This is a genomic window from Psychrobacter sp. DM8, assembly GCF_051307025.1.
Taxonomy (GTDB): Bacteria; Pseudomonadota; Gammaproteobacteria; order Pseudomonadales; family Moraxellaceae; genus Psychrobacter.
Map to the genome: position 1 here is coordinate 1654267 of NZ_CP195538.1, position 12490 is coordinate 1666756.

The following is a 12490-nucleotide window of genomic DNA, read 5'->3' on the forward strand; positions in this document are numbered from 1 at the left end:
ACTAGTTTATTCTGTTGCACGCGGCGGCTCATTGGTATCCGTTAGCGTAGGGTTAGCCTTTGCCAATGACGGTTTGCCGCCTTCAGAGTCATCGCCATAGATATCATCGTTGTCACCAATGACAATATGCTTATCAACCAAGTAAATAAGTAGCAGAATAGGAATACCAATAGCAAAGGTAAACATAAAGAAGAAAGGATAGCCCATAGAATCGACGATACCGCCAGAGTAACCACCTAACACTTTGGGCAATAAAGTCATGAGTGATGAGAATATAGCATACTGTACGGCAGTGAATTTAATAGACGTGAGCGCTGATAAAAAGGCGATAAATACCGCACTAGCAAACCCTGCGGCTAGATTGTCTAATATTACCGCAAAATACATGTACTCGAGGCTTCCTGGATGATAAGTGAGCAGCACAAACAGTAAATTGGTAATACTGGCCAGTATCGCCCCTAACATCATCACATGCATCATGCGCATTTTTTGCGCTAGTATTCCGCCCAAAAACCCACCAGCAAGCGCCATAAGCACTCCAACGAGTTTGACTGCGTTGGCAATCTCAACTTTGGTAAAGCCCATGTCTTGATAAAAGACGTTGGAGATGACCCCTGCCACGATATCAGAGATACGGTAAAGACCGATAAGGGCAAGTAGCAATATGGCCTGTTTGCCATAGCGCTTAAAGAAATCGGCAATAGGATTGACCCACATTTTTGTTGCGATCTCTTTTTTGGCAAGGCCTACTTTAATCAAAGCATAGCCAACTACCGCTGCTACCGCTAAGCTGCCAAGTAAGGTCACGGTTTCGATAACGAAGCTTAGTAGCACGCTCTCAGTCTCTGAAAATAGGTTGCCGATAACCACAAATGCCCCGACAAAACCTACAACGGTAATGACAAAAAGTAGAACGATACGCAAATAGTCACTGCCATTTTCAACAAGCAATGAGACCTTGTTCGCAATCTTGGGTTGATTAAACACAAAGAAAATAAGCAGTAGCGGCGCGCAGGCGACCAAAGCTAAGAAGTAAAGATTGACCGCAGGCAAGATCGCTGAGGGTATTAAAGTGATATCAGCGTTCAAAAAATTATTATAGATAATTTTGATTAAACTAAGCAGACCGTATATCGACCCTGGTATGATCAACAAAGCGGCATAGATAAAAAAGAGCTTAAGGTTTAGTTTTTGTTTATTGGTCTGCAAAATTTCAGCGATGGGCTCATAGCCTGCAAAGGTCGTCAAAATGCCAATAGACATAACCGCTGCCATCACATAGTAGGTGTTACGCCAAGCCTCATAACTATAAAACGCCTCTGTTGAGCCAAAGTAGTCTGCTAAATAGAGCGCGCCTGCCCCTGCTACGATCATACCGATGCGATAGCCTGCCACATACATCGCCGCAAGCGTAGGTTGCAATTCTGGCGGCGCAAGCTCGATACGGTAGGCATCAATGACAATATCTTGCGTAGCTGATGAAAACCCTAACAATACCGCTGCCGCTGCCATAAACCAAAGTGCTTCATCACTAATAGGGTTAAAGCTTGCCATCAAGAGTATTGCTATGACAATTAAGAGCTGTGAGACCACAATCCAAGCCCTACGCCTACCCAGCCATTTGGTCAATAGTGGTATGGGCAGCGCATCAATCAGCGGCGCCCAAATGAACTTGAACGAATAACCCAGCGCCGCCCAACTAAACATAGTTACCACGCCGCGCTCGATACCTGCCTCGCGTAGCCATAATGAGAGACTTGAGAAGATCAGCAAGATAGGAATACCTGCCGAAAACCCCAAAAATAATATGATAATAGCGCGAGGGTCAAGATAGGCTTTGGTAGCGTCACCCCATGATTTTTTGGCGACTGAGTTATTGGGCGGCGTAGCTCGGACAGCGGACATAGTGACTCACTAAACTTAAGACGATAATAACAACTGCGCACAATTTTTATTAATCGGCATTTTTAAGATCGATAAAAATTGTTAACCGTTGTACCAAGTTGCCAGACTTATGGCAAAGTTGAATTATGGTACTTCAGAACTCCGACATTAACTAGACTTAGAACTAATATTTTTTGCTAAATTGAACGTCTAAGTGTAGATACTCGATCAGCCTTTGCCTAATCTATCGTGGGGGTAATGATGTGTATCCAAAACTTGCTTAGCGACCTAGTCAGCAGACACAAAATCAGTTTGAACAGTCAATTTACTTTAAAAAATTTAGTTTAAGAGTGACAAGGCATTGGTCAGGTAAATATATCATTGCCAAAAACGAATCAATATTATGATTTATTATTTAAAACATGATGTTATTTTATATATGTTTTATTAATGACTAGCTCTAATATATGCTTTATCCATAGCTGATAAGACAAACCAAACTAAGGAGCACCACTATGTCAGACGCCAAACAACCAAACCCGCCAAGCAACACCACGTACGACAAAGGCGACGGTTTAGGCCCAACTATTCACAATCAGAACATTGATGAATCACACGAGCCGCAGCGGCCAAGCATGGGTGGCTGCCCTGTTATGCATCAAGCACACACCACGCAAGCGTCTGCAGCAACCGATTGGTGGCCTAATGCGTTAAATCTCGATATTTTGCATCAGCAAGATCATAAGACTGATCCCATGGGTGCAGATTTTGATTATAGCGAGGCTTTTAAACAGCTTGATCTAGAAGCCGTTAAACAAGACCTAAAGGATCTTATGACGGACTCACAAGAATGGTGGCCTGCCGACTGGGGACATTATGGCGGCCTCATGATACGTATGGCGTGGCACTCGGCAGGAACTTATCGTCGCTCTGATGGTCGCGGCGGCTCCAACACAGGCAATCAGCGCTTTGCTCCACTCAATAGCTGGCCTGATAACGTCAACCTAGATAAGGCACGTCGTCTGCTTTGGCCGATCAAGAAAAAATATGGTAATAAGCTCTCTTGGGCGGATTTAATGATATTAGCAGGTAACATGGCTTATGAGTCTATGGGATTTAAAACCTTGGGATTTGCAGGCGGACGCGCTGATATCTGGCATCCAGAAAAAGACATCTACTGGGGCTCTGAGCGTGAGTGGCTAGCGGCGACCGAGAATCGTTATAAAGAAGTTGAAGACCGTCACTCGCTTGAAAATCCACTAGGCGCGGTACAGATGGGTCTTATCTACGTCAATCCAGAAGGCGTCGATGGCAATCCTGACCCGCTAAAAACCGCGCAAGACATTCGTACCACTTTTGGTCGTATGTCGATGAACGATGAGGAAACGGTGGCGTTAACCGCAGGCGGTCATACTGTCGGTAAGTCTCATGGTAATGGTGATGCAACCTTGTTAGAAGATGAGCCCGAAGGCGCTGGCATACAGGAGCAAGGTATGGGCTGGCGCAATCCAAAAGGCAGCGGTCATGGTATCGATACGGTCTCAAGTGGTATTGAGGGCGCGTGGACGACGCATCCGACGCGCTGGGATCATGAGTACTTTGAGCTGCTCTTTAACCATGAGTGGGCGCTAACCAAAAGCCCTGCTGGCGCATGGCAGTGGGAGCCTGTCGATATTAAAGAAGAAGATAAGCCCGTCGATGCACATAATCCCAATGTACGACGCAATCCGATGATGACTGATGCTGATATGGCGATGATTAAAGACCCTGAATATCGCAAAATCTCAGAGAACTTTTATAACAACTCAGAGTACTTTGACGAAGTATTTGCCAAAGCTTGGTTTAAATTGACGCATCGTGATTTAGGTCCTAAATCTCGCTACTTAGGTGCTGATGTACCCGCAGAGGACTTTACGTGGCAAGACCCTATTCCTAAAGGTAATGCAGATTTAAGCGATAATGATATTACAGCGCTAAAGCATAAAATCTTAGAAAGTGGTATCGAGCATCGTGAGCTGATCATTACGGCATGGGATAGCGCACGCACCTTTAGAGGCTCAGACTATCGCGGCGGCGCAAATGGAGCGCGTATTCGCCTAGCTCCGCAAAAAGACTGGATGGGTAATGAGCCTGAGCAGTTAGCACGTGTCCTTGAGGCGTTAACGCAAATTCAGTCGGACTTCGATAAAGAGATTAGCATTGCAGATCTGATCGTGCTCGGCGGTAGTGCTGCGATTGAAAAAGCAGCGGCAGATGCAGGCGTTGAGATAGAAGTACCCTTTAATCCAGGTCGCGGCGACGCAACTGATGAGATGACTGAGGCCGAGAGCTTCTCTGATTTAGAGCCACTCCATGATGGCTATCGTAACTGGATCAAAGGTAGTCATCGAGTATCGCCTGAAGAGATGCTATTAGATCGCACCCAGCTTATGGGCTTGAGCGCACCTGAGATGGTCGTACTTATCGGCGGTATGCGTGTCCTCGACACCAACTACGAGCATAGCCAGCACGGCGTTTTTACCGAGCGCGCTGGAGTACTGAGCAATGATTTCTTCGTTAATTTAACAGACATGGACTATACTTGGCATCCTGTCAAAACCGACGATAATAACGCGCCAGCAGTATACGAAGTCCGCGAACGTGCAAGTGGTCAAGTTAAATGGCAGGCAAGCCGTGTCGATTTGGTATTTGGATCAAACTCCATACTTCGCGCTTATGCTGAGCTATACGCTCAAGACGATAATCTTGAGAAGTTCGTCCATGACTTTGTCAAAGCATGGAGCAAGGTTATGACTGCCGATCGTTTTGATTTAGCTCAGTAAGCTTAGTCTTAATTTAACATCCGTTTTAGTAAAAGCCATCTTATATAGGTGGCTTTTTTATGCTCTTTTTTTTATATTCCAAAATATCATAAATTCATGACCATTTATTATATACAAGAATAATAGCTTTGCTCTACACTAGCTTTTTGATACGTCTATAGCTGGTGGTGTGTACTTACCCCATCAGCTACTGTCATATGATACATGACTATTATTTGAGGATTAGGGTATGGCAATCGATATGGTGGTCAATCAGCGCCACTTACAAATTCAGCTCAAGCAATTAGAGACTGTATGGCATACCGTGATAAACGGCTACAATCTGAGCCAAGCGGCAACCGTACTACATACTAGCCAATCAAGTCTATCCAAACACATTGCCGCGCTTGAGAACCAGCTCAAAGCTGAAGTATTTGTGCGTCAAGGCAAACGCCTCACAGGGCTTACGCCGATGGGTACTGCTTTGCTGCCGCATATCGAAGCGATATTTGCTGAAATTCGCACTATTGAAAATCTCAGCCTCGATCATACCAATCCTAATATAGGGACACTGACCATCGCCACAACCCACACCCAAGCGCGTTATGTATTACCGCAGGTGGTCAAAGAGTTCAAAGAGCGCTTCCCTAAGGTAAATCTCATCCTTCAACAAGCGGACCCTGAGACTATCGCGCAAATGGTCATTCGCGGGCAGGCCGATATTGGTATCGCAACTGAGTCGCTACTGCATAATAACTATTTGCGCTGTCATCGCTATTACGACTGGACCCATCGTATTATCCTACCAAAAGACCATGAGCTGGCGGGTCTTGAGTCCATCGATCTGCCAACGCTGGCAAGCTACCCTATTGTGACTTATCATGGCGGCTTTACAGGACGCGGCGCTATCGATAAAACTTTTGAGGCGGCAGGACTTGAGCCTGATATCGTCCTTGCTGCGCTTGACGCAGATGTGATTAGCACTTATGTCGGATTGGGATTAGGTATTGGAATTATCGCTGAAATGGCGTTTGAGCCCAGCCATTATCAAAACCTAGTCGCCATTCCAGTCGATCATTTTGGGCGCTTTACCAGCTGGATGGCAGTACGTGACGATGCTGAAATTCGCCAATATGGCCGCGCTTTTATAGAGCTTTGTCAGCAGCAGTTCGATCACAAAGGGGTCGTTTAAATATCACTTTTTTGCTAAAGTTTCATAGATAAAAATATAGACCCGCGATAGACTCAGCTTAATCTGAATACTTCTATCGCGGGCTTGTTATTGATTAGCAATTATAGACAATAGCCGCATTATTAAGATTTGTTATCACAGCTCACTCTCACCTTTATATTTGACTCTCACGCCCCATTATAGTAGCTATCAAGCGTTTGAGGCTTTTTTATGCAGTTTTAAAAAGACAATAAAAATAACACTGCTTAAAAGCTAAAAACGGTTTTTACACTCATAATGATAAGGTGATTTATGACCAATACTATTCCTATATCCTTCTTAGATCTAGCACCTGTACCGACTGGCGCTTCTACCGCTGACGGCATCGCCCAAACAGTAGAGATTGCGCAAACTGCTGAAGACATCGGTTTTAATCGCTACTGGATGGCGGAACACCACAATATGCCAGGTATTGCCAGTGCAGCGACCTCAGTACTCTTGTCCCACATCGGTAGCCAAACTAAGCGTATTCGTATTGGTGCAGGCGGCATTATGCTACCCAACCATGCGCCTTTAGTCGTCGCTGAGCAGTTCGGCACGCTACAAGCCTTGTACGGTGATCGTATTGATTTGGGACTTGGTCGTGCGCCCGGTACCGATGGCGCCACCTTCAAAGCATTAGGGCGTACAATGAATGATGCCGATCGCTTCCCGCAAGAGGTACAAGAGCTGCTCTATCTACTAGGTAATGATAGTGACAATAGCCCCGTACAAGCCTTTCCTGGGGCGCGCTCCAATGTACCGATCTGGATACTAGGCTCATCCTTGTTTGGCGCAACGCTAGCCGCGCATTTGGGACTGCCTTATGTATTTGCATCACATTTTGCCCCGCAAGCGCTCACGCAAGCAATAGCGACTTACCGCGCGCAGTTTAAACCATCGAAATACTTGGATAAGCCCTATGTGATGTTGGCGGCCAATTTGCTGCTCGCTGATGATGAGGCTACCGCGCATTATCACTTTACCTCAGCGCAGCAGAGCTTTGTACGTTTGCGCCGCGGTGAGCGCGGACAGATGCCAAAACCCACTCATAGTATGGATGCCATCTGGAGCCCTGCTGAAAAGGCTATGGTCGATAGCGCTCTGTCGGTAGCGTTTATCGGTAGCGTGGAGACGGTGCAGCCTAAACTCGCAGCATTCATCGCCCAGCATCAGCCAGATGAGCTGATCGTTACCGCCAATATCTATGATCAAGCGGCGCGTCTGCGTTCACTTGAACTTACACCTGAGCTAAACTTGTTTACTTTACAATCTATCGCTAGCCCTGCATAATTATTTTATAATTATTATAGGAAGAATAGAATGGAAGTTACTACCGTCATGGGTGCGTCTTTAATGATTGGCTCGTCAATATTTTTGTATATTGTTGCTTTGATCATCGTTTTAGCTTTTTTTGGTTATCTCACTTATCGTGTCAGTCCTAAAGGCAAAGCCCGCCGTGAAGAGAGACGTAATAGACGCAAGTAGCTGTCCTCTTAAAAAAAAACCTTCTATCTAAATGAGTAGAAGGTTTTTTTTTGGCTTCCCTTTAACTCAAAAACGCTACATCAGTCCAAGCAGCCGCAGTACTGCCGCTCCAATAGCCATACCAAACATACCGACTACTGTCGTAAATGCCAAGATGTTTGCCGCCAAAATATCGTTGCCACCCATTGCTTTTGCCATCACATAACTAGCAGCAGCGGTAGGAGATGCTACCATAAGAAATAGCACACCCATATGTACACCTGATAGTCCAAAAGCTAAACCAACTAAAATAGCGATAATCGGTGCAATAATAATACGTCCGATACTTGCCTGCATAGACAAGCCTGAGGGATGCAGCATGGATTTTAGGTCGATGCTCGCGCCTGCGCATATAAGCGCTAAAGGCAGTGCGACTGCTGCAAGCAAATCTCCTGTCGTATGGATAACGCCTGTAACAGGTGGTAGTGGCAGAGCTTTATAAATAAATGCCGCAAGTAGCGCTAAGATGAGCGGGTTGGTAAAGAGTTTTTTGACAATCATAATGGTGCGTGTTGTCCAAGTATCATCGATGCTTTTGGACACGCGGCTCAAGGTAATGACAGCTAAGATGTTAAATAATATCGTGACGATACCCATATAAACGGCACCGATACTCAAACCGATATTGCCATAAGCGTTGGCGACGGTTGCAAGACCAATAATCGCCATGTTGCTACGAAAGACCCCTTGTACAAAGACCCCTTGATCGGTCGGCGCACGAATAAAGCGTTTGGCGTAAATCTCGCTTCCAATAAATAAGATAAAGGTGACGATGATGCCTGCAATAATAAGAACAATTTGTTTCGAGTAATCCACCTCACTATCGACTACGCTAAAAAACAGTAGCGCAGGCAGACAGTAGTTGAAGACAAAATAAGAGCCTTGATCGATAAAGGTCTGACTGATCTCGCCGCGTTTTTGCATAAAAAAACCCAACCCCATCAAAAACAGGTTGGGCAGTACGATAGTAATGGCAAAGACAATAGCGTCAATCATAGACAGGCTCAAGTCAGCGGGACTTAAAATAGCAAAGATGGCAGGTGCTCAAAGCTCAAGCACCTTGTAGGTGACTTTTATGAACCCAGCGCTGCTTTGGCTTTTTTCTGCTTTTTGACAGTCATAGCAAGTAGCTGAATCGCCGCTGGCGTAACCCCGCTGACGCGCCCTGCTTGCGCTAGTGTCGCAGGACGTACTTTGGTAAGCTTTTGCACGATCTCATTAGAGAGACCTGAGACCATGCTGTAATCAAAATCAACGGGCAGCGCGGTATTCTCTAGGCGCTTCATCTGATCAATGTCGTCTTGCTGGCGATCGATGTAGCCTGCGTACTTGACTGATATCTCAATCTGTTCACCAACCAAGGTATCGACGTGCGAATCTGTAATCGCTGCAATATCAGCAAAATTTATTTGTGGACGTTTTAGCAAATCAAAAGCCGTCGCTTCTTTGGATAACACCTCGCCTGTTTGCTCAGCGACCTTTTGTCCTAAAGCATTGGTAGGGGTTGCCCACATGTCTTTTAGGCGCGCAGACTCAGTAGCAATGGCTTCCATTTTTTTCTCGTAGGCTTGCCAGCGTTCGTCATCCACCAAACCAAGCTTACGACCCGTCTCAGTCAAGCGTTGATCCGCATTATCTTCACGTAGTAATAAGCGATACTCGGCACGGCTGGTAAACATGCGATACGGCTCGGTGGTGCCATGAGTGATTAAATCATCGACGAGTACGCCAAGATACGCTTCATCGCGGCGCGGGGTCCAAGTATCATACTCACTATTGTTAGTGGTCACTAACGCCGCATTCGTTCCTGCGAGCAAACCCTGCACGCCTGCTTCTTCATAGCCTGTTGTACCGTTGATTTGACCGGCAAAATACAAGCGATCAATAGATTTGGTCTCAAGCGTTGGCTTTAGATTTTGTGGATCAAAATAATCGTACTCAATCGCATAGCCTGGACGGGTAATGTGTGCGTTTTCTAAGCCTTTCATACTATGAATAAACTCAAGCTGCACATCAAAGGGTAAGCTGGTTGAGATGCCATTTGGATACAATTCGTGCGTAGTCAGACCTTCTGGTTCAATAAAGATTTGATGACTGTCTTTATCCGCAAAGCGGTGAATCTTATCTTCAATCGATGGGCAATAACGTGGTCCCACGCCTTCGATTTTGCCTGAGAACATTGGTGAGCGATCGAGATTCTCGCGGATGATGTCATGGGTACGCGCATTGGTATGAGTAATATAGCAGTTGACTTGCTCAGGGTGCATTTGGACATCGCCCATATAGCTCATCACCGGAAGCGGTGTATCACCCGGCTGTACCGTCATCACACTAAAGTCCACCGTGCGCGCATCGATACGTGCGGGCGTGCCTGTCTTTAGGCGACCTACTGGCAACTTTAGCTCACGCAAACGGTCTGCCAATTTAATAGAAGGTTGATCCCCTGCGCGGCCGCCTTTTGAATTCTCAAGCCCAATATGAATAACACCGCCCAAAAACGTCCCTGAGGTCAGAATAACCGTCTCAGTCTTAAAGATAATACCAGTGGAGGTGACAACCGCCGTCGCGCGACCGTTCTCGACCAAAATATCATCAGCACCTTGTTGGAATAGATCCAGATTAGGCTGGTTCTCAAGCGTATGACGAATGGCAGCTTTGTACAAGATACGATCCGCTTGGGCGCGCGTGGCACGTACAGCAGCACCTTTACGACTGTTTAACACCCGAAACTGTATGCCAGCTTTGTCCGTTGCAAGCGCCATAGCACCGCCTAACGCATCAATCTCACGCACTAGATGTGATTTACCGATACCGCCAATAGCAGGATTACAGCTCATCTGCCCAAGCGTCTCGATATTATGCGTGAGCAGCAAGGTCTGCGCGCCCATGCGAGCCGCCGCTAGTGCCGCTTCGGTACCAGCGTGACCGCCACCGATCACGACCACATCGTAAGTTTTTGGGTATTGCATGCGTGCCTCGCTTGACAGGTAACGTCAATAAAAATAACGTCAGTATAAAAATAGTCGCTAATTATAACAATATTCGACGGTTAATAGCAGACCGTATTGCACATTCACAGATAGGCACTGCTAGTCATTATCAACGCGGCGCGCAGGACTCAAGGGTACGATACGATCCGCCTGACCGCTAGCAAGCATATGCTGGCTGCCATAGCCTTCTGGATTGATTTGTAAGTACGCATTCATCTTGCCAATCGCCTCGCCATCGTCGCTCGCTAGTATTCTAGCTTGAATCACCTCAACGGGTGGCAGCGGTAGATTTTTGAGTAGTGCAAGTAGCAGATCGTTATCGCCTTTATTAACGACTAATTCGATGAGCTGACGCGCGTCAATCGGTAGATCTGGCGTGTTCTGCGCTAGCAGTGCTAAATGATAAGCACCAGTCGGATCTTGATCGGCAACAACGCGCTGTTCGATTGCGACATAGGTCGCTTCAGTTGCCCCGCCTGCGACGCTTAACTGATGGATACATTTGAGCGCTGAATTGGGTTCATTCCCAGCCATATCAATGATGCGCGTTGATTCAGTTTTGAGATGCTCGCGGCGCTTTTCAATGGCAGCTTGCTCAGTGTTTTTTTGATTATTTAATTCTTGAGTTGTCATAAGTGTCTCTTATTATTTATATAAAAGTATTGCGCGCTTTTTTATCTTTTACGCTTTTTATCATGTCAGCTATATGGGACTAACGTCTATAAAAACAAGGGGTTATATAGACAATAAAAATCCCAAGCCATCTAGCTATAAGATGACTTGGGACTAAGTATCAAACGATATACCGTACCGATTAAAACAGTTATATATTAAGCCGCTGGACTGTTTGTCTCTACCAAAGGCTTAAGCTCACCTGATTGGTACATTTGCAAGATAATATCTGAGCCGCCCATCAATTCGCCATCGATCCACAATTGCGGAAACGTTGGCCAGTTCGCAACTTTTGGCAACGTTGCACGAATCTCTGGATTCTCTAAAATATTGACAAAGGCAAAGGGGCGGCCAATCTGCGTCAATACTTCGATCGAGCGCGCTGAAAATCCGCACTGCGGGAACTGCGGTGTACCTTTCATATAGATAATGACTTTATTATCACGGATTTGATCGCGGATCAATTGTTCGACATCGTTTGCTGCGTTTGGGGTTTGCTCGCTCATAAAAGCTCCTAATATTACATTTATAAAAATAAATTTGATTGGATATCTGTGCTACATGGGGTGATCAAAGGTTTATTGCAAGCAATACTCATTAATTGAGAGTTTGACTGTCACACCTAAACCTTACGTACACTTGTATCTTAAGCACTTGCATTGGCATTATCATTGGGCACTAATAATACCACGGCGCTTGCCATTATGCCCTCTTGGCGACCCGTAAATCCAAGCTTTTCGCTCGTAGTCGCTTTGACACTGATATTACTGATGTCAGTTTGTAAGTCGCTGGCGATATTAGCACGCATGGCTTCATTGTAAGGCGCGATTTTGGGTCGCTCGCACATAATGGTAATGTCCGCATTACCAAGCATATACCCGGCCTCTATCACCTTAGTATAGACATAACGCAGTAGCACTCGCGAGTCCAGACCTGCGTGCGCGCTGTCAGTATCAGGAAAATGCTGACCGATATCGCCAAGAGCCAACGCGCCAAGGAGTGCATCGGCAAGCGCATGCAGCACCACATCGCCATCGGAGTGCGCAAGCAGACTATGAGTGTGCTCAATAGGCACGCCCGCTAGTATCACATATTGCTGCTGCTGACCATTATTGTGAAAAGCATGCACATCTATGCCTTGACCGATTTTTATCATAGTATTTCCAAATTAAAAACATGATTAAAATTATTTAAAACCACTATCTAAATTTCAGTGCTGTTTTTAGCGCAAAAGTAGCGCCCTGCCTGCCACCGATTTGCTTTAACTGATATAATAGGCCTTTATTTTATCACAAGTTATTGAGTGACTTTTATGTCCGTTACATCAGCCGTGCCAGATACCTCAGTTACGCAAGCGACATCCACTTCTAGCGCCTATCGTCCGCTAACCTTAGCCGATATCGACC

Annotated in this window: 10 protein-coding genes; 4 read left to right on the forward strand and 6 right to left on the reverse strand. The window is 45.9% G+C overall.

The window, feature by feature from the left end:
* Positions 1-6: 6 nt before the first annotated feature.
* Positions 7-1905, reverse strand: a complete 1899-nt coding sequence (locus ACR64J_RS07045; RefSeq protein WP_435949007.1) for an AmpG family muropeptide MFS transporter — start codon at positions 1903-1905, stop codon at positions 7-9.
* Positions 1906-2519: 614 nt separating this feature from the next.
* On the opposite strand from ACR64J_RS07045, the gene katG reads away from it, so the two are divergent.
* From katG to ACR64J_RS07065, 4 genes are all read left to right on the forward strand, one after another.
* Positions 2520-4706: a catalase/peroxidase HPI gene (katG, locus tag ACR64J_RS07050; RefSeq protein ID WP_435951045.1), complete on the forward strand. Its 2187-nt coding sequence runs from the start codon at positions 2520-2522 to the stop codon at positions 4704-4706.
* 229 nt (positions 4707-4935) lie between these two features.
* A complete protein-coding gene (locus ACR64J_RS07055; RefSeq protein ID WP_317198917.1) occupies positions 4936-5877 on the forward strand; it encodes a LysR substrate-binding domain-containing protein in 942 nt (313 codons plus the stop codon).
* Between the two features lie 291 nt (positions 5878-6168).
* A complete protein-coding gene (locus ACR64J_RS07060; protein ID WP_435949008.1) occupies positions 6169-7188 on the forward strand; it encodes an LLM class flavin-dependent oxidoreductase in 1020 nt (339 codons plus the stop codon).
* Between the two features lie 30 nt (positions 7189-7218).
* A complete protein-coding gene (locus ACR64J_RS07065) occupies positions 7219-7383 on the forward strand; it encodes a hypothetical protein (RefSeq protein WP_317198919.1) in 165 nt (54 codons plus the stop codon).
* A 75-nt stretch (positions 7384-7458) separates the two neighbouring features.
* On the opposite strand, the gene ACR64J_RS07070 is transcribed toward ACR64J_RS07065, so the two are convergent.
* The 5 genes from ACR64J_RS07070 to ispF form a co-directional block, all read right to left on the reverse strand.
* Positions 7459-8418 (reverse strand): AEC family transporter, encoded by a 960-nt coding sequence (locus ACR64J_RS07070; RefSeq protein WP_435949009.1) that lies wholly within the window; start codon positions 8416-8418, stop codon positions 7459-7461.
* A 77-nt stretch (positions 8419-8495) separates the two neighbouring features.
* Positions 8496-10391 carry a tRNA uridine-5-carboxymethylaminomethyl(34) synthesis enzyme MnmG gene (gene mnmG, locus ACR64J_RS07075; protein ID WP_435949010.1) on the reverse strand — a complete coding sequence of 632 codons (1896 nt, stop codon included), beginning with the start codon at positions 10389-10391 and terminating at the stop codon, positions 8496-8498.
* A 120-nt stretch (positions 10392-10511) separates the two neighbouring features.
* Positions 10512-11045 (reverse strand): hypothetical protein, encoded by a 534-nt coding sequence (locus ACR64J_RS07080; protein WP_435949011.1) that lies wholly within the window; start codon positions 11043-11045, stop codon positions 10512-10514.
* 197 nt (positions 11046-11242) lie between these two features.
* A complete protein-coding gene (grxD, locus tag ACR64J_RS07085) occupies positions 11243-11590 on the reverse strand; it encodes a Grx4 family monothiol glutaredoxin (protein ID WP_435949012.1) in 348 nt (115 codons plus the stop codon).
* A 140-nt stretch (positions 11591-11730) separates the two neighbouring features.
* Positions 11731-12240 (reverse strand): 2-C-methyl-D-erythritol 2,4-cyclodiphosphate synthase, encoded by a 510-nt coding sequence (gene ispF, locus ACR64J_RS07090; RefSeq protein WP_435949013.1) that lies wholly within the window; start codon positions 12238-12240, stop codon positions 11731-11733.
* Between the last annotated feature and the right edge of the window lie 250 nt (positions 12241-12490).